The organism is Streptomyces sp. KLMMK, assembly GCF_036961605.1.
Classification (GTDB): domain Bacteria; phylum Actinomycetota; class Actinomycetes; order Streptomycetales; family Streptomycetaceae; genus Streptomyces; species Streptomyces telluris.
Genome location: NZ_JBAMDC010000001.1, coordinates 97534 through 119115, shown reverse-complemented (window position 1 = coordinate 119115; position 21582 = coordinate 97534). Strand labels below are relative to the sequence as shown.

Sequence of the window (21582 nt, the reverse complement as noted above, 5' to 3'; positions counted from 1 at the left end):
CCGCACGGATCCATCAGGTCACTCCGGGTTACCCGGGTCTTCCATGGACCTGCAGCAGTTGCTGCCGCTGCTCGTCAGGCTGACGGTGGCAGCAGCGCTCTGCGTGGTGCGGGCCTCCATGTTCTGCAGCTTGAGGACGCTCATCCGGATCACCTCCTCCGAGGGGCGAGTGCGCGGGACGCGCGGCTGACATCGGGTCCGTACCGGCCGATCGGCACGCCTCACTCAACGCCATCCGCGTCACCCGTACATGGGTGCTGCCCGCGCATAATCCCGGCCCGTGCCCCCACGGAGTGCCCGCCTTCCCGGTGGGGTGAATGGTGGTGGTCACCACGCCTGCGCAGGTAGGTGGAGGGGGTTGCAAGACAGGTGGAGGGGTTCTCCTGCCGGAGCAGGAGAACCCCTCCACCCAGTGCTCTTCAGGGGGTGAGTGACGATGTCCGTCAGCCGAAACACCCGAGCGTCTCGTCGAAGCCCGCGCAGCGCCACTTGACCCACCAGTAGCAGCCCTCGCCCGTCACCTTCAGGCACTTGTTGTCGCCGAAGATGCCCACGGTGAGCTTGCCCCAGACGACGCCCAGGCTCTTCTCCCAGCTGACGCTGTTCATCTTGGAGGTGAGGTGGAAGCCTTCCGACCAGATCACCTTGCCGGAGAGCTTGATCCCCACCTCGGCGCGCACGGTCCACTCGCTGCCGCCGCTGAACTCGATGCCGCCGTAGATGCTGATGGGGCCGATGACCTGGAACTCCCAGGGCTCCCACCTGTCGGCCTCGCCGGTCACCGACTTGATGATCGTGGGCGGCTCGACGCCCTCGGCCTCGAAGCGCCGGGCCTCGGAGATGAAGTGCTGTTTCACCTCCTCGGCGGTGGTGCCGGGCTCGTCGTCCTTCTTCCGTTCGTTGATGGCCCGGGCCAGTTGGTCCCAGACGCCGGGGTCGATTCCTTGGAGTCCGGTAGCGGGATCGGTTGCCATGGTCCGTTTCCCTCCGCAGTAGGCGGTACCACGCGCAAGGCGCGTGTACTGCACACCTGCCCGGACCGGCCGATGCAAGCCTCGGTCATCCGCTATTCACGACAAAGCATGAAGATTCGCTCACCCGTGCGGGACGATGGCGACGGGGCAGGCCGCGTGGTGCAGCGCCGTGTGGCTGACCCGGCCGAGGTGCAGCCCCCGGTGGTCCTGCCGCCGGGAGGCGCCCAGCACCAGCAGGCCGGCGTCGGCCGACGGGTGGAGCAGCGCCTTGTGGGCGGGTCCTTCGACGACCGTGCGCCGGATCGTGACCTGGGGGTACGCACTCTGCGCCGCGTCGAGCACCTCCTCCAGGACATCGGTGGCCTGCTCGGCGTAGACGCGTGCGCTGTCGTCCAGGACCATGAGCGGGTCCGTGGGCTGCTGCGGCGCGCGCCAGGCCCGTACGGCCTCGACCTCGCACCCCCGCCCTTCGGCCTCGCGCAGGGCGAAGCGCACGGCGCCGGCCGCCTCCTCCCCTTCCTCGACGCCGACGACGACCTTGTGAGCCGTGCCGCGGATGTTGCGCTCCTCTCCGCGCACGACCGTGACCGGGCAGTGTGCGCGGCCCGCCACGGCCAGACTCACCGACCCCAGCAGCATTCCTCTGAGCACTCCCCGCCCCGAGGAACCGGTGACCAGCGCGGCCGCCTTCCGTGACTCGCCCACGAGCGCATCCGCTGCGTCGCTCGGCACCGTCACGGCATCGACCTTCACGTCCGGGCGCAGCTGCCCGGCGCGCTGCCGGGCGGCGGCGATGACCCGCTCAGCCATGAGCCCGTCGGCGGGCCGTTCATCATTGAACGACGGCACGGGCCCTTCGTAGCGCTCCCACAGCGAGGCGTGGACGACGCGCAAGGAAAGCCCGAAGCGAGCGGCTTCCTCCACCGCCCAGTCGAGCGCCACGAGGCTGCCGTCGGAGCCGTCGACACCGACGACCAGAGGAAAATCCATCGCTCCCACCGCCTCGCACCGAAAGGGGTTCGGCTCCTTCCCTTCCATGATCCTGCTTCATCGGCGATTGCGTCACAGGGACGCCCGGCGACCCCCGCCTCCTCACGCCGCGTGAGGTTCGTACCCGCCCGCGCAGGCAGTGCGGGGAACCCCACTTCCGCACGCCCGGGCCACCGGCTTCCGAGGCCGCGGTTCCGAGCCCACCATCAGGGCGAAGGCCGAAAACGAGAGAGGGAAACCCGTGAAATCGAGGAACTTCCGCCTCGCTCCGGCGGTGGCGGTGGCCACCGCGGGACTGCTGTTCGCCGGCACGGCGGGGGCGGCCGTCGCGGCTGCGTCGGACGAGTCACCGCCCCCGGCGAGCAGCGCCCCGAGCGAGGAGGCGCAGGCCGACTGGAAGCCGGGCGCCTGGTACGACGACGAGGCGGCCTGCAAGAAGGCCGGCGAGCAGGGCAAGAAGGACAACAAGTGGCGTGAGTACCGCTGCAAGCGCGAGGAGAGGCACCCCGGCCAGTACGACTACCAGTGGCATCTGTACTACCGCGCTTAGCAGAACGGAACGTCCGGTACGACGCCGTGCCCTCCGGGTGACGCCTGGAGGGACGTGCGGCCCGGGCCGCACGATGCCAGAAGTCGTAGGGCGCGGCGGTGCGTGCGCCGAGGCGTGCGCTACGCGGCCGGGGCCAGGCCGAGGGCGGGGACGGTCCGTTCGTAGGCGTGCCCCGCACGGAGCACCGTGGCCTCGCCGAAGGGGCGCCCCATCAGCTGCATGCCGATCGGCATGCCCGCCGCGTCCCGGCCGACCGGCAGGGTCAGGGAGGGGACGCCGGTGATGTTGGCGGGGGCCGACAGGCGCACATAGGCGTCGGAGACGCTCTCCACGCTCCCGTCGCCCCAGGTCACGGTCGGCCGGCCGGACTCCACGGCGGTGAGCGGCACGGTCGGTGCGGCGATGACGTCGACCGTCTCCAGCATCTCCTTCCAGTCCTGCTGCATCAGGGTGCGGGCGCGCTGGGCCCGGAGGTAGTCCCCGGCGGTCATGAGCTCGCCCGCCTCCAGGAGCACGCGGACGTCGGCCCCGTACAGGTCGGGGACCGCCCGCAGCGTCCGCTCGTGATAGGCGGAGGCCTCGGGCACCATCAGGCCCCACTGGGTCGGCCGGATGTAGCGCGCCATCGGGATCTCGACCTCGACGAGCCGGGCGCCGAGTTCCTCCAGCCGGCCGATCGCGCGGCGTACGGAGGCTTCGACCTGAGGGTCCACCCGGTCGAAGTAATAGTTGCCCGGCACGCCGACCCGAAGCCCTGTCAGATCCGCTTCGGCGCCCGGCCGGTGGTCCAGCCGGTGGTCCATGGGCGGAGCCGCGACGGACGCGGGGTCGCGCGGGTCGTGTCCGACCAGGGCGGCGAGGACCAGCGCCGCGTCCTCCACCGTGCGCGCGAGGGGACCGACATGGTCGAGCGACCAGGCCAGCGAGGTCACGCCGTACCGGGGCACCAGTCCGTACGTCGGCTTCAGGCCGACGACTCCGTTCAGCGCGGCGGGCACCCGGATCGACCCTCCGGTGTCGGTGCCCAGGGCGAAGGTGGCAGCCCCCGCCGCCACGGCGACGGCCGAACCGCCGCTGGAGCCGCCGGCAACCCGCTTCCGGGCCCAGGCGTTGGCGGTCTGAGGAGTGGTCAGACCGTAGGCGAATTCGTGCGTGTGGGTCTTGCCGACGAACACCGCACCGGCCGAGGCGAGGCGTGCGGCGACCGTGCTGTCGCTCTCCGCCCGGTGACGGGCCCGCACCCGGGAACTCGCCGTGGTGGGCATCCCGGCCACGTCGATGAGGTCCTTCAAGCCGGCGGGTACGCCGTGCAGCGGACCTCTCGGCGCACCGCCGGCGATCTCGGCCTCCGCCTTTCGCGCCGCCTCCCGAGCGTGGTCCGCCGTCACCGTGGTGAAGGCCCCCAGGCGCGGCTCGACCTGCTCGATGCGCTCCAGCACCGAGTCCACCAGCTCGACCGGCGAGATCCGCCGGGTGCGTACGGCCTCGGCCGCGTCGGCCAGGGTCAGTTCGTAGGGCTCGTTCGACTCGTCGGGCTTGTGCTGCTCATGCGGCTGCATCGTGCTGCTCCCATCCCGCGCGGTATGCGGCGGACGGCGGTGTGTCGCCGAAGTCCAGCTCGCGCAGGACGGAGACGACGGAATGGATGTGGTCGGCGGTGGCGGCCACTCCCGCGTGGCGCTCCCGCACCAGCGGGAGCCCCGATCGTGCGGCCCAGCGGGCGGCTTCGGGGGGAGTGAGGTCGGTGAAGGACATGCGGTGCCTTCCTGAGCGCTAAAGCTAACAGCTTGCGTTAGTGGACGGTAGGGCCTACGGTCGCTTAAAGCAAACTCATAGCTTTTATTGCGAAGGTCCGTCATCCCGGCCCCCTTTGGGCCGCGGGAAGGGAAGCACACGCATGCGCACAGCACGGCTCGCCGGGCAGACCCCGCCCTCCGGCGCCTCCGCGGCCCACTGGACCGTCGGGGAGATCGCGGTCCACCGCATCGACGAGATCCCGCTGCCGCCCCCGACCGGACCGTGGCTGCTGCCGGCCGCCACGGCGGACGTGGTCGCCGGACACGACTGGCTGCAGCCCGACTTCGCCGGCGCGGACGGCGTCCTGCGCCTCGACAGTCACAGCTTCGCGCTGGTCGTGGACGGACTGCGCGTCCTCGTCGACACCGGGATCGGCAACGGCAAGACGAGGGCGAACCCTGCCTGGCACGACCTCCGCACGGACTACCTCGCGCGCCTCGCGGCCGCCGGATTCACCCCCGGGAACGTCGACCTGGTCGTGCTCACCCACCTGCACACCGACCACGTCGGATGGAACACCCGGCAGGCCGGCGGCGCGTGGGTGCCGACGTTCCCCAACGCCCGCTACCTCACGGCGAAGACGGAATACGACTTCTGGGCCGCGTACGACATGGACGCCGCGCGGCGCGGCATGTTCGAGGACTCCGTCCTCCCGGTCGAGGAGGCGGGGCTGCTCGACCTGATCGACGTGCCGGACGAAGGCGTCGACGTGGCAGGCGGCCTGCGCCTGATACCCGCTCCGGGGCACACCCCCGGGCATGTCGCCGTGCAGGTGAGCAGTGCGGGTGCGACGGCCCTCATTACCGGCGACTGCATCCACCACCCCGTCCAGCTGGCGCACCCGGAGATCGGCAGCTGCGTCGACATCGACCCCGTGCAGGCCGAGGCGACCCGCCGATCGCTCCTTGCCCGGCTCGCCGGCACGGGTGCCCTCGTCCTCGGCACGCACTTCCCCTCGCCGACCGCAGGGCGCGTGGTCGGCGACGGCGACGCCTACCGGCTCGAAGCCGTGACCGGCCACGTCCGGCCCGGCGCGGTCCGAGGGGCTCCCACCAGGCGTGCGGTCGCGTCGGCGGCGGATCAGCGGGCTGCGCCGAAGCCCTCCACGGCCTCCTGGGCGAGACGGCGGGCGTAGGCGGGGGTGAGGCCGTCCGGGCGGAACAGGATGCGGTACATCATCGGTGCCACGACCCGGTCGAGGACGGTCTCGGCGTCGGGGGCGTCCTCGCCGCGCTCCGCGGCCCGGGCAAGCATGGTGCCGATCTGGCCCGCCGCGTAGTCCGAGCACTGCCCCGCGTTGTCGCCGTCGGGGTCTCCCAGCAGGGCGTCGCGGATGTAGGCACGTCCCGCCGGGGACGCCATCTCCTCCAGGAACTGCTCGGCCCAGCTCCGCAGGTCGTCCAGCAGGCGGCCGCGGTCCTCCGGGAGAGTGTCCGGACGCAGGTGCTCGACGGCAACGTCCGAGAGCAGTTCCTGCAGGTCGCCCCAGCGTCGGTAGATCGTCGAGGGGGTGACTCCGGCGCGGGCCGCGAGCAGCGGAATGGTCAGTTCTGCGCGCCCCACCTCGGCCTGGAGTTCGCGGACGGCGGTGTGGACCGCCTGCTGGACCCGTGCGCTGCGGCCCCCGGGGCGAACCATCGGCTTGCGACTCATACGGCCAGCTTAAAGCAAATTTCTTGCATCAGTCTGTACGGGATCCGAAGGTACCGGCGGTGGGGCGACGAGGTGTGCCGCCGCCCCGCCGCGCGGCTCAGTGCCCTGGTGCCGCCGTGCCCGCTGCCGCACCCAGCGCCGTGCGCAGGGCCGCCGCGAAGTCGCCCGGATGCGTCAGGAAGCCCACGTGTCCGCCCGGGAAGTCGGTGACGTCGCTGCCGGTGTGCTCCGCCAGGGTCCGCGTGACGCGGTGCATGAGCGTCTTGGGCCCCTCGCCGCCGGCTGCCAGGGCGAACGGTGCCGTCCGCAGCGCGTCGACGTCGGGCCGGAAGCGGGTGAACGAGCGCAGTTCGTATGCCAGGCACGTCTCCATGTTGGCGTGGAGGCGCGCCAGCATCTCCCGGACCGGGGCGGGGAGGCCCGACGCCGACGCCGGAGGAGGCCCCTCCACGCCGATCGCCGCACTGAACCTCTGCATCGCGACGTCGGTGCCGGCCTGTTCGTAGAGCTCGTACACCTCCTGGCAGAGCGCGTGCCACTCGTCCGCGTCGGGGAGCAGGTCGATCACGAACGGCTCGTGCGCGACCAGCGCCCGTACCCGGCCGGGGTGCCGGACCAGGAGGTCCATGCCGACCATGCCGCCGTAGCTGGTGCCGAAGACGTACGCCGGTTCGCCGGCGGCCACCGTGTCCAGCAGCAAGTGGGCGTCGCGGGCGTGCTCTTCGATCCACTGCGGGGCGGGGGAGCCGGTGAAGCGGCTGCGGGAGTTGCCGCGGGGGTCGTAGGTGATGACGGTGTGGTCCGTCGCCAGGGTGTCGGCCAGCGGGCCGAACATGGCCGCGTCACCGTCACCGCCGTTGATGAGGAGAAGGGGTGGGCCCGATCCGCGTACTTCGTAGTAGATCTCGGCCCCGGGCGCGGTCATCATGCCTGTCTTCATAGGGCTTCAGAGTGCACCGTCGCCGGGGTGCCGGGCAATACCCCGGAAAAGCCGCCAACCGGGCTCTTCAGATCAGAAGTGCTCCGCAAGAACAAGATTCGGTCCGTCTTCCCCTTCCGGTGACGCCTGGAGTACCCATGAAGGAGGGCGGCCGCCGGACCGGTCGCACGGGAAACGGGGAGGCACGCGGTGCACGAGAAGTCCTTGGAAAGCGGCTGGTACATCGACGAGCGCTGCACGAACTGCGACGTCGCCCGGCAGCTCGCTCCGGACCTGGTCGGCGAGGCCGAAGGCCGGTCGGTCCTCCTCCGGCAGCCACGGAACCCGTCCGAGACGGCGCAACTCGGCGCCGCGGCACACGCCTGCCCCACCCGGTCCATCCGCCCCGCGACCCGCCGCCTCGACGCGTCGTCGGACCCCTTCCCCATGGCCCTGGACGGCACCGGCACCGACGTCGGCGCCGTGTATCTCTGCGGCCACAACTCCCCGCACACCGCGGGAGCCAACTCCTACCTCCTGCGGCGCCCCGACGGCTCCCTGATGATGGTGGACACCCCGCGCTGGAGCCCGGTGCTCGCCGCGCGCCACGCCGGACTCGGCCCCGTCACCGACGTCCTCCTCACCCACCGGGACCACGCCGCGCACGGCCGGCGCTACGCCGACCACTTCGGCGCCCGGCTGTGGATCCACGAGGGCGACCTGGACGCGGCCCCGGACGCCGACCGGATCCTGCGCGGCACCGAGCCGGCCTGCATCGCCGACGGAGTGACCGCGCACCCGCTGCCCGGGCACACGCGCGGCAGTGTGCTGTACCTCGCCGACGACCGGTACTGCTTCAGCGGCGACAGCTTCTACTGGTCGCGCACCACGGCGGATCTGGAAGTGGCCCACAGCGTCACCTGGTACTCGATCGAGGAACTGGCCGCGTCGCTGGCCCGGACGGCCGGACGGCTGCGCTTCGAGTGGGTCCTGCCGGGCCACGGCGACCGCCGGCGCCTCCCGGCCGAAGCCATGGCCCGACGGCTTCGGGACCTGGCCGCCCGCGTCGGTGAACTCCGGCCCCGTCCCATCGACTTCGCCGCCGTGCGCTGGTGAAACGACCGCCGGCAGCCGGCCGCTTCCGCCGGTGCGAGGAGGCCCCGGGCGGGGCTGGACGGCATGGGGGATTCGTGATCAGGTTGCGGGCATGAGCTCCTTGATACGCCACGTCACCATCGACTCCGCCGACCCCTACGCTCTGGCGACGTTCTGGGCCGCCGCCCTGGACGGCTCCCTCGCTGACGACGACTACCCCGGAGACCCGGAGGCCACTGTCACGAGCGCGGCGGTTTCGCTGCTCTTCGTCACGGTCGATGACCGCAAGACGGTGAAGAACCGTGTACACCTCGATCTTCAGCCCCAGGACCGCAGCCGGGACGAAGAGGTCGAGCGCCTGCTGTCCCTCGGCGCCGTGATGCAGGGCGACCACCGCAGGGCCGACGGCTCGGGCTGGGTGACGCTCCACGACCCCGAGGGCAACGAGTTCTGCGTCGAACGCAGCGCGGCGGAGCGGTCGAAGGGCTGAAAGGCCGGAAGGGCCGAAAGGGCTGACCTTTCGGAAAGGCCGGCCTTTCGGGGGCCCGCGGCGGCCGGCGTCCGCGCGGGGCCTCAAGCCCGCGAGCCGGGCACCGGGCCCGGCTCAGTCGAAGTCCTCGAACGCGGGGCGCCGGCCCGCGCGACGCCGTACGAATCCGCGCCGGCCGGCGAGCAGGGCCATGCCCGTCCACCCGGCGACGCCCGTGACGAGAGCGGCGAACTGCCCGTCCGGGTCGACGTCGGAGGCCGCTTCCAGCGGGACGACGCCCTTCGGGTCGCTGATGACCTCGACCCGGTCGCCCACCTTCCACTGCGGGTGGTCGCCGTCGTAGTCCAGGGTCTGCTTGAGCTCGCCCGACCGGCCGGTGAGAGTGAAGCGGTGAGTCGATCCGCTGTCGGCGGAGATGCGGACGGTCTCGCGGACGCCGCGCTCGTCGAGCGTGGACTCGGGCGCGTACTGCACCGAGCCCACGAGCACGAGCACCGCCGGCAGGAAGGAGAGGAAGGCGAGCCACCAGGCGCAGTGGAGGAGACGCAGGGCGAGGGCGAAGACCGCGCACCCGAGGAGCCCGGTGACGATCGGGATCAGGTCCGTCCCCAGTGCGACGTACGAGATTCCGGTGTTGACCGCGGCGATGATCCAGCCGAGCCCCACCACGACGAGGGTGAACAGCAGGTACAAACCCCTGTCCACCGTCCCGCCCTGCGATTTCTTCATGTCCACTTCAGCCACCGACGCAGCATAGGCAGCCGACCCGCGAGGATCGTCCGCCGGGGCGGCAACCCCGCGGGCCCCGTCTCCGGGGCCCGCGGCCGCGCGTCAGCCGGCGGCGGCGCCGAACCACCGCGGCAGGTGGCCGAGCAGATCCTGCTGGTCCTCACCGGCCCACGCCACGTGGCCGTCCGGCCGCAGCAGCACCGCGGGCACGTCCAGTTCCTCGCTGACGTCGACGACGTGGTCGACCCGGTCCGCCCAGCCCTCCACCGAGAGCAGGCCGGTCCGGTCGAGCAGCAGACCGCGGCCGCCGCGCATCAGCTCGTAGAGGCGGCCCTCCTTCAGCTGCACGTCCCGCATCCGCCGACCGAGCAGTTCGTGGCCCTCGCCGAAGTCGTAGCGGACCCCGACCGCGGTGATCATCTCGGTCACGTACCGGTTCACGACCTCGAATTCCAGGAGCTCCGAGAACAGCTCCTTCAGCGCCATCGCACCCGCATCGGTCCGCAGCAGCACGCTCTGCGCCCGGGTGTTGAGCACGACGCGGGCGCCCACCGGGTGCCGTTCGGCGTGGTAGCTGTCCAGCAGCCCCTCCGGTGCCCAGCCGTTTACCTCGGCGGCCAGCTTCCAGCCGAGGTTGAACGCGTCCTGCACGCCGAGGTTGAGCCCCTGCCCACCGACCGGCGGGTGGATGTGCGCCGCGTCGCCGGCCAGTAGCACCCGGCCCACCCGGTAGCGCTCGGCCTGCCGGGTGGCGTCGCCGAACCGGGAGAGCCAGCGCGGCGAGTGCACGCCGAAGTCGCTGCCCGCGACCTCCCGAAGCCGCTGCTTGAACTCCTCCAGGGTCGGCGCGGCACGCTCCTCGGCCACACCGTCGGCGGGCACGATGACGCGGTACGTCGTCCCGTCCGCGTTGGGGACGACACCGAACCGCACGTGGGTCTTGCTGACCTCGGCCGCCACGGCGGTCACCGTCGCCGGGTCCTCGGTCACCTCCATGTCGCCCAGCAGCGTCTCGACCGTGGGGGGCTCGCCGGGGAAGCCCACGCCGAGCAGCTTGCGCACCGTGCTGCGGCCGCCGTCACAGCCGACGACGTAGCGCGAGCGCAGCCGCGTGCCGTCCGTCAGCTCGACGGTCACCCCGTCCTCGTCCTGGCTCAGCCCGGCCACCTCGCAGCCGCGCCGCACCTCGGTGCCGAGCTCGGCGGCACGCTCGCCCAGCACGCGCTCGGTGACCGGCTGCGGCATGGCGAGGCCGTACGGGTGCGCGGTGTCCATCTGCTCCGGCCACGGCGTGGGGAAGGCGGCGAACGGGCCGCCGACCGTGAACGGCTCGCTGACCTCGCGGAACCGCTCCAGCAGGCCGCGCTGGTCCATCACCTCGACGCTGCGCACGTGCAGACCGCGCCCGCGGGACTCCGTGGTCGGCTCCGCCAGCTTCTCCAGCACGACCACGTGCACACCGTGCAGCCGCAGCTCGCCGGCCAGCATCAAGCCGGTCGGGCCGCCGCCGACCACGATGACGTCAATCATGAATCCCCCATCGAACAAACTTAAATGTAACAACGTCAGATCTCGGCCGGCTGCCGGGCAGGGCCGGACGCACCGTCCTGCACCACCACGCCGCGTGACCCGTACGTGGACAACAGCACACGTACGTCGTGGATCTGTTATTTCCGCAGGCTCTGGCCGAGGTTGATGATTGTGCAGTACGAACGGGGCCTTGCTGCAAGCCCCCTGGTGCGCTATAAGTTGAGAGTGGCAAGGAGCGGGTGTTCCCCCTTGCCTTTTTGTCGTCCACTGCAGGTGGGCAATTGGGCAATTCCCTCACCAGACATGGACTGCCGTCGTCGGCGCCCGCAGCGCGGGATCGGTGATCGAACGTACGATCCTCTCGTCCGGTTCGCCGATGCGACCCGCACCGGGGCCCGAGGAGGGGCCCTGGCCAGGTCTTCAAGGGAGGTTCCCGATGTCTGCACCTGCCGATCCCGTAGGGGGCGGCGGGCTCCTGCTGCCCGCGGAGAGGGTACGGCGCGCGGTGGGGCACTTCGGCATCGTTCTGACGGTGGTGGCGGGTCTTGCGCTGCTCGAAGCGGTGACGTTCTTGGGAGTCGAGCTGCTGTCGGACGCGGGCATGGAGACCGCCGGGCTTCCCGGCGTAGCCGAGTATGCGCCGTTGCCGGTGGCCGGGGGAGTGCTCACCCTGCCGGTGTTCCTCCGCTCGTGGCGGTGGCCCGCGCTGCGGATCGACGCGGCAGGCATCAGCAAGGTGCAGCGGCACCGCGTCGAGACCCTCGCCTGGTCGGCCCTCGACGCGGTCCAGTTCACGCCTGACCGTGGTGTCCTGGTGCTCCTCGTGCGTGCAGGCGCCACCCTTCCCTGGAAGGACCGCGTGCTGGATCGACCCCTGGCCCTGCCGTACTACGCCCTGGGCAACGTGCTCCGGCCCCGGCGCCGGCGCGAGCACCACGACCTCATCGTCGCCGCGGTCGAACGCTTCGCACCAGGCGCGTACACCGACCGGCCCTGGCGCCTGGGGAAGCCCCACCACAAGGCCGCGCCGGAGAGGTGAACGGCGTAGCGGCGAGCGACGCCGGCCCGACCCCGGGTCTTCCCGGAACGCCGGTGCGTGAACCAGGATGTGCTGCCACGGGAAGCACGTGAAGGAGCCGGTCACCGGCACCGGCGGCCTCGCCGGCCGGGACCGTCGGCCGCGGGCGCCGGAGGCCGCCGCCCGGCACCGGCGCGCGTCCGCCCGTACGACCCCGGTACGAGAGACCTGTCAGGAGAACGGCATGCACACCGCCCCCCGGCCCCCCTCCCCGTCCGCCCCCGTCGCCCCGCAACTGGACGCCGTCGTCGTCGGGGCCGGCTTCTCCGGCCTCTACCAGCTGTACCGGCTGCGCGAACTGGGCCTGCGCACCCGCGTCTTCGAAGCGTGCGAGGACATCGGCGGAACGTGGTACCGGAACCGGTACCCCGGCGCCCGGTGCGACGTCGAGAGCACGTCGTACTCCTTCTCCTTCTCCCCGGAACTGGACCAGGAGTGGGAGTGGAGCGAGCGGTACGCGACGCAGCCGGAGCTCCTGCGCTACCTCCATCACGTCGCCGACCGCTTCGACCTGCGCAAGGACGTCACCCTGCAGACCCGCGTGACCCGCGCGGTGTACGACGAGAGCGGCCACGTCTGGCAGGTCACCACCGACAGCGGGGAGACGGTCACCACCCGGTTCGTCGTGCTGGCCACAGGCTGCATGTCGGCCGTCAAGGAACCGGACATACCCGGAGCCGGCACCTTCGCCGGCCGGGCCCTGCACACCGCCGACTGGCCGCACGAGGGCGTCGACCTCACCGGCAGACGGGTCGCCGTGATCGGCACCGGGTGCTCCGGCGTCCAGGCCATCCCGCTCCTCGCCGAACAGGCCGCCGGACTCACGGTCTTCCAGCGCACGCCCGTCTACGCGCTGCCCGCCCTGAACCGGCCGCTGTCCGCAGCGGAGAACGCCGAATTCAAGGCCCGCTACCCGGAGTTCCGCGCCGCCCAGCGCCGCTCCCGCGGAGGCACCGTCTTCGAGCTGCCGACCCGCTCGGCCCTGGAAGTGGACGAGGCCGAGCGCACGGCCACCTATGAGAAGGGCTGGGAGACGGGCCTGCTCAGCGGCCTTCTGCGCACCTACACCGACATCCTCGCCGACCGGGCCGCCAACGAGACCGTCGCCGAGTTCGTCCGCTCCAAGATCCGCTCGATCGTCACCGACCCGGCCACGGCCGAGACGCTCTCGCCGCGCACCTTCCCCTTCGGCACCAAGCGTCCCTGCCTGGATACCAATTACTACGCCACCTACAACGAGCCGCACGTGAACGTCGTCGACCTCACCGAGACGCCGATCGTGGAGATCACACCACGAGGCATCAGGACCTCGGACCGGGAACACGCCGTCGACGTCATCGTCTTCGCCACCGGCTTCGACGCCATGACCGGATCCCAGGTCGCCGTGGACATCGTCGGCAGGGGCGGCACCACCCTCAGGGAGAAGTGGGCCGACGGCCCCCGCAACCACCTGGGCGTGCTCTCGGCCGGCTTCCCGAACCTCTTCACCGTCATCGGCCCCCTCAGCCCCTCGGTGCTCAGCAATGCCGTGGTGTCCATCGAACAGCATGTGGAGTGGATCACCGACTGCATCGCCCACCTGCGGAAGAACGACATCACCGAGATCGACGCCACCGAGAGCGCGGAGGAGGAGTGGTGCGCCCACGTCGCCGACCTCGCCTCCCGCACCCTCTACCCGGACGTCGCCTCCTGGTACACGGGGGCGAACGTGCCGGGCAAGCCCCGGGTGTTCCTGGCCTACACGGGCGGCGCGGACCGCTACCGGGCGGAATGCGACGCCGCCGCACGGGACGGGTACCGCGGTTTCGTCCTGTCGGGCGCCGCTGACTGAGGGGCCCGCTCTCCGGTCCGCTCCCCGGTCCACTCGCCGTCCCGGGCGAGCTGCTCCTCCTGATCAGCTCGCCCGCGGCGGCATGGCCGCCAGCGCAGCCTTCATGATGTCCTGAGCCTGCGCCTCGCAGGCAGGGTGCTTGGCAGCGTCGAGGAAGACGTGCACGACGAGGTTGCCGTCGCGGACGTTGAGCTGGCAGGTCTGCCCGTCGGGCTGAGGCGCCGACCAGTACGCGGCGTCGCCGAGGCCGAGGCCATCCGCGCGGCGCTCGCCCTTCGCGCCGCCGGCGAATCGCTCCCGCGCTTCTCCCGTGCCGTTCTCGTCGGGGTCCGAGCGGTACACGTCCCACGAGACCCTCGCGCTGGGGAAGGCGTTCCAGCCGTCCGACTGGGGCTGGTCCTTGCCGTGCCAGGAGCACACGGTGCTCGCCTCCTCCGCCCTCTCCTGGTAGACGTCCTTGTCCTTCCTGCGCTCCTCCCGCAGGGGGAGCTTGGGAACGGCCTCCGAACACAACGGCATCGTCACGTACTTGTCCGCCGGCCCGCCGCCGTCGTCGTCATCGCGCAGGAGCAGGTACGCGCCCACGCCGAGCCCCGCCGCGAGCACCGCACCTGCCGCCACCCACGCCACGGGGCGGCGGCGGGGACGGGAGTGTGGGGGAGAGGCGGGAGCGCCGTACGTGGTGAGCACGGCCGTCGGTGGGACGGCGGTGGAGTCGGCGCGGGACAGGACCGCAGTGCGCTCGGGATCGCCGTCGAGCAGTCCTTGGACCCGGGCCCGCTGTTCGTCGACCATCCCGTGCACGGCGGGCGGCCACGGCCGGGCCGCCGGGGTCACCGGGCCGAGGAGGGCGAGCAGCTCGGCCGGCGTGGGCCGGCCGGCCGGGTTCTTGGCCAGGCAGCGGACCACGATCCCGTGGAGGGCCTGGGGGACACCGCTCAGGTCCGGTTCGGTGTGGACGAGGTTGTAGAGCGTCTGGAGGGCGGAAAGTCCGGCGAACGGGCTGCGTCCGGTCGCCGCCAGGACGAGGACCGAGCCGAGGGAGAACACGTCGCTCGCACCGGTCAGCTCACGGCCCTCCGCTTGTTCGGGCGACATGAACGGCGGTGAGCCGACCACCCATCCCGTTCCGGTGAGTTCGGTGGCGTCCCCGGTCTCCGTCGCCCGTGCGATGCCGAAGTCGATGACCCGGGCGCCGTCCTCGGCGAGCAGGACGTTCTCGGGTTTGAGGTCGCGGTGGACGAGACCGGTGCGGTGGATCTCGTCCAGGGCCGTCGCCAGGCCCACCGCCAGGCGGTGCAAGGCGTCCGGGGGAAGCGCGCCCGTGCGCTCCACGGCCGCTCCCAGCGAGGGGCCGGCGACGAACACCGAGGCGAGCCAGGGCAGCTCGGCGTCCGCGTCGGCGTCGAGGACGGCCGCCGTGTACGCACCGGACACTCTCCGCGAGGCCTCCACCTCCCGCCGGAAACGTGAGCGGAAGCCGTCGTCGGCCGCGTGCCGGGCGTGGACGAGCTTCACCGCCGCCGTCCGGCCGTCCGGCGCGACGCCGAGCAGGACGCGCCCCATGCCGCCCCGGCCGAGCTCGGCGAGGAGGAGGTACGGTCCGGCCTTCTCCGGCAGCGGGTGCGGTGCGTTTGCGGAGGTGCTCACAGGGCCCTCACCGCCGCGACGGCCTGCCGGGCCATGTCCTTCGTGAGGTCCTCGCACGCGCCCTTCGGGTAGTGGACGCCCTGGACCGCGATGAACAGGGACAGGTTGCCGTCCCGGGCGTACAGCAGGCAACTGCTGTCGCTGGGGTTCTTCAGCCACATGCCCTCCTCCGCGAAGCCGAGACCGGAGTCACGCGGGGTCTTGGAGCGCATGTACATGCCCTCGTAGCGCTTCTTCGCCTGCTCGGCGCCGGTGGGACCGCCCGCGCGGGAGCGGTAGAGGTCCCAGGTGACGTCGATCTTGTCGCCGGAGCGGGTGTGCCAGACGCAGGCGGTCGACGGATGCGTGTGTCCGTCACTGTCGGACTGCTCCCACACCCTGTCGGGGAAGTTGCCCGTGGCCTCACCGAAACCGTCCGGGGCCTTCATGCTGCGGCGGACCTGCACGCAGGTGGGGACCGTCCTGGTGTACTTGTCCGGCACCTGGGCGAGCGGGGTCGAGCCGGGGGTCGGCACGGGCTCGGGAACGAACGCGTAGTACACGTTGTCCGGGCCGACCGCCAGGACCGTGGCCGCCACCGTCACCAGCGTCACGCCCGCCGCGATCGCGGCGATCAGCCACCGGGGACGGCGGCGCGGGGCGGGATTCGCCGGCGGTGCAGCGGTGGTCGGGGGGATCGGTCCGGCTGTGGCGGGAAGGGGCACGGGTATGGAGTCGGCAGCTGCGGGCGGGGCTGCAGAGCCTGCCGTGGCCGCAAGCCGGGCCGCCCGGGCCCGGCGGTCCGCGACCTGCTGGTACACCGCCTCCGGCCAGGGGCGCGCGGTGGGGGCGAGCGGGCCGATCAGGTCGAGGAGCTGCGCGGGAGTCGGCCGCGCGGCCGGGTCCTTGACCAGGCACGGCTCGACGATCCGGCGCAGCCGGGGCGGTACGGAGCTCAGGTCGGGGACGTCGTGGGCGACGGCGTGCATGAGCGCGAGCGGCGAGTTGCCGGCGAACGGGGTCCGGCCCGTACCGGCCATGACGAGCGTGACGCCGAGGGAGAACACGTCACCGGCCGGGCCCGGCTGCTCGCCCCGGACCTGCTCGGGCGCCATGAATGCGGGCGAGCCGATCAGCGCGCCCGTGTGGGTCAGCTTCGTCTGGTGGTCGGCCGCGCGGGCGATGCCGAAGTCGACGACGCGTACGCCGTCCTCGGTCAGGAGCACGTTCGACGGTTTGAGGTCCCGGTGCACGAGGTCTGCCCGGTGGATGTCGGCGAGGGCCTGGGCGAGCCCGGCGGCGAGCAGCCGTACCGCCTCCTCGGGCAGCGCGCCGCCCGCCGCCAGCGCCTCGCTCAGCGACGGCCCCGGCAGGAAGAGCGAGGCGAGCCACGGCGTCGGCGCGTCCGGATCGGCATCGACGACCGGCGCGGTGTAGGCCCCGGACACCCGTCGCGACGCGTCCACCTCCCGCCGGAACCGTGAACGGAACCCGGGATCCTCCGCCAGATCGGCGTGCACCCGTTTGACGGCCACGAACCGGCCGTCCGGTGCCACTCCGAGCAGCACCTGCCCCATGCCGCCCTGCCCGAGCACCCCGACCGTCCTGAACGGCCCCACGTGCGTCGGTCCGTCCACTCCCAGCATCCGCATGCCGAATCCGTCCTCCCCCTGAATGCGTAGGGATCATAAGGCGGGGCGGGGTTCTTGAGGGGGCGGGGCCCCCGGGCGGCGTCAGGCGGTGTCGAGTGCCGGGGCGATGACGGCGAAGGCGCGGTCGAGGAGTTCGGCGGGGTCCTCGCTCCCCTCGCTCCCGCTCCACCGGTGCAGCACGGCGTCGAAGGCGTTGAGCGCCATCCCCGCGGCCAGTCGCGGGTACAGGTCCGTACCGGGGTCGAGCCCCAGACGGTGCGCCAGTTCCGCCGCGAGGTCGTCGCGCCACTGCGCCTGACGTTCCAGGAAGCGTGCGTGCAGGGCGGGCGTGCGCAGGATCAGCCGGACCACGCGCAGGGCCCTGCCGGCGTGGTCGGCGTGGTCCGTGCAGGCGGCGACGGGGACTGCGACGGCGGACCGGAGCGCGGCGGAGGGCCGCTCATCCGCGGGGCGGGCCGCGAGTTCCGCGCGGATGTCGGTGCCCATGCCGGCCAGGAACTGGACGACCACGTCCTCCTTGGACGCGAAGTAGCGGAAGAACGTGCGCTTGGAGACGCCGGCGGTCGTCGCGATCTCGTCGATGGTGACCGCGTCGAACCCCTTCAACGCCAGTAGTTGCAGCGCTGCTTCGGTCAGCTCGTTCGAGACGAGCCGGCGCTTGCGCTCGGCCATGCTCACTTCGGGGCGGGAACTCACCGGACGATGGTAACCCTATGCCCTGTGTGTCACTTGGTGACATCTTGACACCAAGTGACACACACAGCAATCTGTGTCGCATGACGAATCAGCGGCAATGGACCGCCGAGCAGATCCCGGACCAGACCGGACGAGTGTTTGTGGTCACCGGAGCCAACAGCGGCCTCGGCCTGGCGACCACCCGGGCCCTCGCCCGCAGGGGCGGGCACGTGATCCTCGCGGTGCGCGACGAGGAGAAGGGCCGCCGGGCGGCCGCCGGCATAGCCGCCGAACAGCCGGGTGCCGCCCTTGAAGTACGCCACCTCGACCTGGCCGACCTCGACTCGGTCCGAGCGTTCGCCGAGAAGCTGCACGCCGACCATGCCCGGCTGGACGTGCTCGTCAACAACGCCGGCCTCATGGCACCGCCCCGGACGCTGAGCGCGCAGGGCCACGAGCTGCAGTTCGCCTGCAACCACCTCGGTCACTTCGCGCTGACCGGCCTGCTGCTCGACCTGCTGACCGCCGGACGCGACCCGCGCGTGGTCACGGTGAGCTCGGTCAACCACCGAAAGGCACACCTGCGCTTCGACGACCTCACCGGCGAGCGCAGCTATTCGCCCATGGGCTTCTACAACCAGTCGAAGTTCGCCAACGCCGTCTTCGGGCAAGAACTCCACCTGCGTCTGGCCCGGTCCGGCAGCCCGATTCGCAGCTTGCTCGCGCACCCCGGCTACACCGCCACCAACCTGCAGACGAGCGCGCCGATCGGCCTGTGGAGGCTCGTGTTCGGCACCATCGGCAACCCCCTCCTCGCCCAGCCGCCGGCCCGTGGCGCACTGCCGCAGCTGTACGCCGCCACCGACCCGGCCGCGGAGGGCGGCCAGTTCATCGGGCCGGACGGCATGGCCGAACTCCGCGGCGGTCCGACGCGAGTGCAGCTGTGCCCTGCTGCCGCCGATCGCGGGACGGGCAGGCGGCTGTGGGAGCTGTCGGAACGGCTGACGGGCGTACGGTTCGTGATTCCGGCCCGCGCCTGACCGCTCCCGCGAGTCGCCTCTCCACCTCGCTGCTGCGGGGTGGCAGCAGCGAGGAGTTCATGGTGGAGCTGGACCAGGACGTGCTCGACGGGGACGCGTCCGGCCAGGACCGTCTCCTCCATGTGGTGGGGCGCAAGCCGTAACCGGCGGCTGCTGCACTCCTCAGCAAACAGTCCGCGCCGAAGCGATCTGAAGGTCCGGCCGGAAGTCCATGGTCTGGCCGGGCTTCAGGAGCACGGTGCCCATGGGCGTCGACAGGTGTGCGATCCGCTGCGTGTTGTTCTCCACCTTCCTGGCGGGGAACGGAGGGGTGAAGTCCCGGCCCCGGCACTGAGGGATCTGGAGGGGCTCGGGGATGCCGATGCCGCCGACGTAGAGGCAGAGGTTTGCCGTCGGGCACAGGAGCGAGGCAGCCGCGGCCGGCGTTGTGCCGGGAGAGGCGGCGGAGGCGGGCACGGTGGCCGCGCCGGTCCCCACCAGCGCCGCCGCGGCGGCCGCGGCCAGCAGCGTCGGCAGAGCGCGGGCACGTCTGCGGTGGGCGACACGGGCGGGTCTGCCGGCCGGTGTCCCGTGGGGTGCGCCCGCGTGCAGGTCCCTGTGCAGATCCTTGTTCAGGCCCTTCTTCAGGCCCTTCTTCAGGCCCTTGTTCCGGCCCTTGTGCATGTCCCTGCGTAGATCCGTCATGGCCGTCGCCTCCTGGAGGTCAAGAGGACGGGCCTCGGGGGAGCGGAGCGCCCCACCGCGTGCACCGTCCTGTCCTCCTCGATTCAGCGGCCGCCCGAGCCGTGCGTAAAGCCCTATTCCGGCCCGCCCTGTCGTGCCAGCCTGCGGACCAGTCGGATCAGGGAGGCGCGCTCGGCCTCCGGGTCGGACGGGCCGCCGAAGATCATGCGGACGGCCTGGGGGACGGTGAACCACCAAGCGGCCAGGGCCAGGACGGCGTAGAAGAGTTCCTCGGGCCGCAGGCCGGTGTCCAGCGCCCCATCGCGTTGGGTCCGGGCGAGCGCCGCGACGCGCGAGCCGTAGGTGGCGGTGCGCTCCGGTTCCTTGAGCGCGGGGCCGCCGCGGTCCTGGAGGCCCTCCCAGTGGAGCAGGCGGATGAACTGCGGGCGGGCCCGGTGGTAGTCGTAGAGCAGACCGGCGTAGTGGCCGAGGTCCTCGGCCTGTTCGGCGGTGAGGGGGATGGTCGTGGCGATGCGCTCGAGCTCCGTCTCCAGTACCTGACCGAAGAGCCGCTGCTTGTTGCCGAAGTACTGGTAGATCCGCTCCTTGTTCACGCCGGCGCGGGTGCCGATGCGTTCGATGCGGGCGCCGTCGAAGCCGTGCTCGGCGAATTCGTCGACGGCCGCGTCCAGGAGGGCTTGTCGGGTGCGTGCGGTGTCCCAGGCCATGCGCCGATCATACGGGACTCCAACCAACCGTTTGGAGATTGCTTGAAAGTTAAGTTAATCTCCAAACGGTTGGTTGGAATTTGATCGTCAAGGAGTCCGCACGCATGTCCGAGCCCACCCCCACCCCCGCCCCCACCCCCACCCCCGCCGCGCCCCAGGCCGGCCCGCCGCCCCGTCACCACATGGCCCTGATGATCTGGGTGTCGGTCTTCCCCACGCTCACCGTGCTGGAGCTGCTGTTCCACAAGTGGCTGGAGCGCCTGCCGCTCGTCCTGCAGACCCTCGTCCTCAGCGCGTGCGTCGTCCTCACGGTGGTGTACGTCCTGATGCCGCGACTGCAGCGGGTGCGGGCCCGGCTGCTCATGCGCGCCGCCCGCTGACACCGCACGTCGTGGCGTATGCGTAAGCCCCCCGCCGCATGGCGTGCGGCGAGGGGCGGACGGCAGGGGGAACGCCGCGCAGGCCGACGGCATCGTGCCGCCGGCCCGCGCAGTCACGAACGGGTCAGGAGGAGGCGCCGAAGTTCTGCGTCCACCACGGGCCGTTCGACTTGAAGTTGATGCCCACGCCGATCTCCTTGAAGGAGCAGTTCAGGATGTTGGAGCGGTGGCCGGGGCTCTTCATCCAGCCGTCCATCGCCGTACGGGCGTCCTTGGGGCTCTTGAAGATGTTCTCGCCGTACGTGCTCCAGCGGTACCCGGCGGCGGTCATCCGGTCGCCGGGGCTCTTGCCCTCCGGGCTGGTGTGGGCGTAGTAGTCGCGGGCGGCCATGTCGTCGGAGTGGCCCTGGGCCGCCGCCTGCAGCTTCGCGTTGATGGTGAGCGGGGAGCAGCCGGCCTTCGCGCGCTCCGCGTTGACCATGTCGACGACCTGCTGCACGTGCTTGCCGTTCGCGCCGCCGGCCTGGGCGCCGCCACCGCCGGCCGCGGGCTTGCGGGCGCTGCCCGAGCCGTTGCCGCTCCCACGGCCCGTCGAGGGGGCCTCATCGGCCTTGTCCTTGGCCGATGACCGGGTGCCCGGCTTGCCCTCAGCCTCCTTCCCCGCTTCGGTCTTGACCTCGGCCCGGTCTTTTTTCTCCTGGCTCCCGTCCTTGCCCGCGGCCGCCGACGCGCTTGCGCCGGCGCTCGGGGACGCGCTGCTGCTCGCACTGGGGGCAGAGGAAGCAGCCGCCGCCACGGAGGGGTGTTCCTTCAGCGTCTCGGTGGGCTGCTCCGTGGCCGACGCGGACGACGCCGCGGCGTCCGTACGGGTCTCCCCGCCGCCCGACAGCGACTGGGCCACGCCGTACCCGCCGCCCACGACGGCTATCAGCCCCACCGTCCCGCCTATGACCAGTGCCCGACGGGGGCGCTTGCCACGGGCCCGGCGTCGACGCGGGCCCGTGCTGCCGTCGGACGCCGGGTCGGACATCGGGGTCTCGAGTTCACGATTCATGCGGATCACTTCCGGTGCGGTGTCACTGAGTGCTGGTCCAACACTCAGGAGACGGCGCGGCCGGGGGTCGATAACAAAAATTTCCGAACGTGTTCGTCCCGGGTTCCTGAAAGTCCCGGAGGGGC

Annotated in this window: 23 protein-coding genes; 8 read left to right on the top strand and 15 right to left on the bottom strand. The window is 71.7% G+C overall.

Going from position 1 to position 21582, the window contains the following annotated elements; genetic code table 11:
- Window positions 1–18: 18 nt before the first annotated feature.
- From V7793_RS00545 to V7793_RS00535, 3 genes are all read right to left on the bottom strand, one after another.
- Entirely contained in the window at window positions 19–144 is a 126-nt protein-coding gene (locus V7793_RS00545) for a class III lanthipeptide (RefSeq protein WP_335580830.1), read from the bottom strand.
- A gap of 299 nt (window positions 145–443) precedes the next feature.
- Window positions 444–974 carry a hypothetical protein gene (locus tag V7793_RS00540; RefSeq protein ID WP_335580829.1) on the bottom strand — a complete coding sequence of 177 codons (531 nt, stop codon included), beginning with the start codon at window positions 972–974 and terminating at the stop codon, window positions 444–446.
- Window positions 975–1094: 120 nt separating this feature from the next.
- A complete protein-coding gene (locus tag V7793_RS00535) occupies window positions 1095–1964 on the bottom strand; it encodes a universal stress protein (RefSeq protein WP_335580828.1) in 870 nt (289 codons plus the stop codon).
- A gap of 241 nt (window positions 1965–2205) precedes the next feature.
- On the opposite strand from V7793_RS00535, the gene V7793_RS00530 reads away from it, so the two are divergent.
- Window positions 2206–2514: a hypothetical protein gene (locus V7793_RS00530; protein ID WP_335580827.1), complete on the top strand. Its 309-nt coding sequence runs from the start codon at window positions 2206–2208 to the stop codon at window positions 2512–2514.
- Between the two features lie 119 nt (window positions 2515–2633).
- Here the strand turns inward: V7793_RS00530 and V7793_RS00525 are convergent, their stop codons facing one another.
- Together V7793_RS00525 and V7793_RS00520 are read right to left on the bottom strand one after the other, a co-directional pair.
- Window positions 2634–4073: an amidase gene (locus tag V7793_RS00525; RefSeq protein WP_335580826.1), complete on the bottom strand. Its 1440-nt coding sequence runs from the start codon at window positions 4071–4073 to the stop codon at window positions 2634–2636.
- Window positions 4060–4269, bottom strand: coding sequence for a hypothetical protein (locus tag V7793_RS00520; RefSeq protein ID WP_335580825.1), 210 nt, complete (start codon window positions 4267–4269; stop codon window positions 4060–4062). The genes V7793_RS00525 and V7793_RS00520 overlap by 14 nt, the downstream gene beginning before the upstream one ends.
- A 142-nt stretch (window positions 4270–4411) precedes the next feature.
- On the opposite strand from V7793_RS00520, the gene V7793_RS00515 reads away from it, so the two are divergent.
- Window positions 4412–5446, top strand: a complete 1035-nt coding sequence (locus V7793_RS00515) for an MBL fold metallo-hydrolase (protein ID WP_335580824.1) — start codon at window positions 4412–4414, stop codon at window positions 5444–5446.
- On the opposite strand, the gene V7793_RS00510 is transcribed toward V7793_RS00515, so the two are convergent.
- A complete protein-coding gene (locus V7793_RS00510) occupies window positions 5392–5964 on the bottom strand; it encodes a TetR/AcrR family transcriptional regulator (RefSeq protein WP_335580823.1) in 573 nt (190 codons plus the stop codon). The genes V7793_RS00515 and V7793_RS00510 overlap by 55 nt on opposite strands.
- Window positions 5965–6061: 97 nt before the next feature.
- Complete coding sequence (locus V7793_RS00505) at window positions 6062–6892, bottom strand: alpha/beta fold hydrolase (RefSeq protein WP_335580822.1); 831 nt, start codon at window positions 6890–6892, stop codon at window positions 6062–6064.
- 201 nt (window positions 6893–7093) lie between these two features.
- On the opposite strand from V7793_RS00505, the gene V7793_RS00500 reads away from it, so the two are divergent.
- Together V7793_RS00500 and V7793_RS00495 are read left to right on the top strand one after the other, a co-directional pair.
- A complete protein-coding gene (locus V7793_RS00500; protein ID WP_335580821.1) occupies window positions 7094–7999 on the top strand; it encodes an MBL fold metallo-hydrolase in 906 nt (301 codons plus the stop codon).
- A gap of 91 nt (window positions 8000–8090) precedes the next feature.
- A complete protein-coding gene (locus V7793_RS00495) occupies window positions 8091–8468 on the top strand; it encodes a VOC family protein (protein WP_335580820.1) in 378 nt (125 codons plus the stop codon).
- 114 nt (window positions 8469–8582) lie between these two features.
- Here V7793_RS00495 and V7793_RS00490 read toward each other — a convergent pair whose 3' ends face one another.
- Together V7793_RS00490 and rox are read right to left on the bottom strand one after the other, a co-directional pair.
- A complete protein-coding gene (locus tag V7793_RS00490) occupies window positions 8583–9212 on the bottom strand; it encodes a hypothetical protein (RefSeq protein ID WP_335580819.1) in 630 nt (209 codons plus the stop codon).
- Window positions 9213–9299: 87 nt separating this feature from the next.
- A complete protein-coding gene (gene rox / locus V7793_RS00485) occupies window positions 9300–10727 on the bottom strand; it encodes a rifampin monooxygenase (protein ID WP_335580818.1) in 1428 nt (475 codons plus the stop codon).
- 436 nt (window positions 10728–11163) lie between these two features.
- Between rox and V7793_RS00480 the strand changes: the two genes are divergently transcribed.
- Entirely contained in the window at window positions 11164–11766 is a 603-nt protein-coding gene (locus tag V7793_RS00480) for a hypothetical protein (protein ID WP_335580817.1), read from the top strand.
- Between the two features lie 223 nt (window positions 11767–11989).
- Window positions 11990–13636 (top strand): flavin-containing monooxygenase, encoded by a 1647-nt coding sequence (locus tag V7793_RS00475; RefSeq protein WP_335580816.1) that lies wholly within the window; start codon window positions 11990–11992, stop codon window positions 13634–13636.
- 63 nt (window positions 13637–13699) lie between these two features.
- On the opposite strand, the gene V7793_RS00470 is transcribed toward V7793_RS00475, so the two are convergent.
- The 3 genes from V7793_RS00470 to V7793_RS00460 all read right to left on the bottom strand — a co-directional run bounded on the left by V7793_RS00470 (window position 13700) and on the right by V7793_RS00460 (window position 17589).
- Complete coding sequence (locus tag V7793_RS00470) at window positions 13700–15286, bottom strand: serine/threonine-protein kinase (RefSeq protein WP_335580815.1); 1587 nt, start codon at window positions 15284–15286, stop codon at window positions 13700–13702.
- Window positions 15283–16917 carry a serine/threonine-protein kinase gene (locus V7793_RS00465; RefSeq protein ID WP_335580814.1) on the bottom strand — a complete coding sequence of 545 codons (1635 nt, stop codon included), beginning with the start codon at window positions 16915–16917 and terminating at the stop codon, window positions 15283–15285. The genes V7793_RS00470 and V7793_RS00465 overlap by 4 nt, the downstream gene beginning before the upstream one ends.
- Before the next feature lie 81 nt (window positions 16918–16998).
- Window positions 16999–17589 carry an acyl-CoA-like ligand-binding transcription factor gene (locus V7793_RS00460; protein WP_335580855.1) on the bottom strand — a complete coding sequence of 197 codons (591 nt, stop codon included), beginning with the start codon at window positions 17587–17589 and terminating at the stop codon, window positions 16999–17001.
- A 104-nt stretch (window positions 17590–17693) separates the two neighbouring features.
- Here V7793_RS00460 and V7793_RS00455 point away from each other — a divergent pair, with 104 nt between their 5' ends.
- Window positions 17694–18632, top strand: a complete 939-nt coding sequence (locus V7793_RS00455; protein ID WP_335580813.1) for an oxidoreductase — start codon at window positions 17694–17696, stop codon at window positions 18630–18632.
- Window positions 18633–18794: 162 nt separating this feature from the next.
- On the opposite strand, the gene V7793_RS00450 is transcribed toward V7793_RS00455, so the two are convergent.
- A complete protein-coding gene (locus V7793_RS00450) occupies window positions 18795–19316 on the bottom strand; it encodes a hypothetical protein (RefSeq protein WP_335580812.1) in 522 nt (173 codons plus the stop codon).
- Between the two features lie 113 nt (window positions 19317–19429).
- Window positions 19430–20023 carry a TetR family transcriptional regulator gene (locus V7793_RS00445; protein WP_335580811.1) on the bottom strand — a complete coding sequence of 198 codons (594 nt, stop codon included), beginning with the start codon at window positions 20021–20023 and terminating at the stop codon, window positions 19430–19432.
- Between the two features lie 104 nt (window positions 20024–20127).
- On the opposite strand from V7793_RS00445, the gene V7793_RS00440 reads away from it, so the two are divergent.
- Window positions 20128–20403: a hypothetical protein gene (locus tag V7793_RS00440; protein WP_335580810.1), complete on the top strand. Its 276-nt coding sequence runs from the start codon at window positions 20128–20130 to the stop codon at window positions 20401–20403.
- A gap of 124 nt (window positions 20404–20527) precedes the next feature.
- On the opposite strand, the gene V7793_RS00435 is transcribed toward V7793_RS00440, so the two are convergent.
- Window positions 20528–21457 (bottom strand): CAP domain-containing protein, encoded by a 930-nt coding sequence (locus V7793_RS00435; RefSeq protein ID WP_335580809.1) that lies wholly within the window; start codon window positions 21455–21457, stop codon window positions 20528–20530.
- Between the last annotated feature and the right edge of the window lie 125 nt (window positions 21458–21582).

What these genes read in the sequence shown, in the direction of transcription:
- V7793_RS00545 (WP_335580830.1), bottom strand. Translation starts at nt 144, where the DNA reads ATGAGCGTCCTCAAGCTGCAGAACATGGAGGCCCGCACCACGCAGAGC.
- V7793_RS00540 (WP_335580829.1), bottom strand. Translation starts at nt 974, where the DNA reads ATGGCAACCGATCCCGCTACCGGACTCCAAGGAATCGACCCCGGCGTC.
- V7793_RS00535 (WP_335580828.1), bottom strand. Translation starts at nt 1,964, where the DNA reads ATGGATTTTCCTCTGGTCGTCGGTGTCGACGGCTCCGACGGCAGCCTC.
- V7793_RS00525 (WP_335580826.1), bottom strand. Translation starts at nt 4,073, where the DNA reads ATGCAGCCGCATGAGCAGCACAAGCCCGACGAGTCGAACGAGCCCTAC.
- V7793_RS00520 (WP_335580825.1), bottom strand. Translation starts at nt 4,269, where the DNA reads ATGTCCTTCACCGACCTCACTCCCCCCGAAGCCGCCCGCTGGGCCGCA.
- V7793_RS00515 (WP_335580824.1), top strand. Translation starts at nt 4,412, where the DNA reads ATGCGCACAGCACGGCTCGCCGGGCAGACCCCGCCCTCCGGCGCCTCC.
- V7793_RS00510 (WP_335580823.1), bottom strand. Translation starts at nt 5,964, where the DNA reads ATGAGTCGCAAGCCGATGGTTCGCCCCGGGGGCCGCAGCGCACGGGTC.
- V7793_RS00505 (WP_335580822.1), bottom strand. Translation starts at nt 6,892, where the DNA reads ATGATGACCGCGCCCGGGGCCGAGATCTACTACGAAGTACGCGGATCG.
- V7793_RS00495 (WP_335580820.1), top strand. Translation starts at nt 8,091, where the DNA reads ATGAGCTCCTTGATACGCCACGTCACCATCGACTCCGCCGACCCCTAC.
- rox (WP_335580818.1), bottom strand. Translation starts at nt 10,727, where the DNA reads ATGATTGACGTCATCGTGGTCGGCGGCGGCCCGACCGGCTTGATGCTG.
- V7793_RS00480 (WP_335580817.1), top strand. Translation starts at nt 11,164, where the DNA reads ATGTCTGCACCTGCCGATCCCGTAGGGGGCGGCGGGCTCCTGCTGCCC.
- V7793_RS00475 (WP_335580816.1), top strand. Translation starts at nt 11,990, where the DNA reads ATGCACACCGCCCCCCGGCCCCCCTCCCCGTCCGCCCCCGTCGCCCCG.
- V7793_RS00465 (WP_335580814.1), bottom strand. Translation starts at nt 16,917, where the DNA reads ATGCGGATGCTGGGAGTGGACGGACCGACGCACGTGGGGCCGTTCAGG.
- V7793_RS00460 (WP_335580855.1), bottom strand. Translation starts at nt 17,589, where the DNA reads ATGGCCGAGCGCAAGCGCCGGCTCGTCTCGAACGAGCTGACCGAAGCA.
- V7793_RS00455 (WP_335580813.1), top strand. Translation starts at nt 17,694, where the DNA reads ATGACGAATCAGCGGCAATGGACCGCCGAGCAGATCCCGGACCAGACC.
- V7793_RS00450 (WP_335580812.1), bottom strand. Translation starts at nt 19,316, where the DNA reads ATGACGGATCTACGCAGGGACATGCACAAGGGCCGGAACAAGGGCCTG.
- V7793_RS00445 (WP_335580811.1), bottom strand. Translation starts at nt 20,023, where the DNA reads ATGGCCTGGGACACCGCACGCACCCGACAAGCCCTCCTGGACGCGGCC.
- V7793_RS00440 (WP_335580810.1), top strand. Translation starts at nt 20,128, where the DNA reads ATGTCCGAGCCCACCCCCACCCCCGCCCCCACCCCCACCCCCGCCGCG.
- V7793_RS00435 (WP_335580809.1), bottom strand. Translation starts at nt 21,457, where the DNA reads ATGAATCGTGAACTCGAGACCCCGATGTCCGACCCGGCGTCCGACGGC.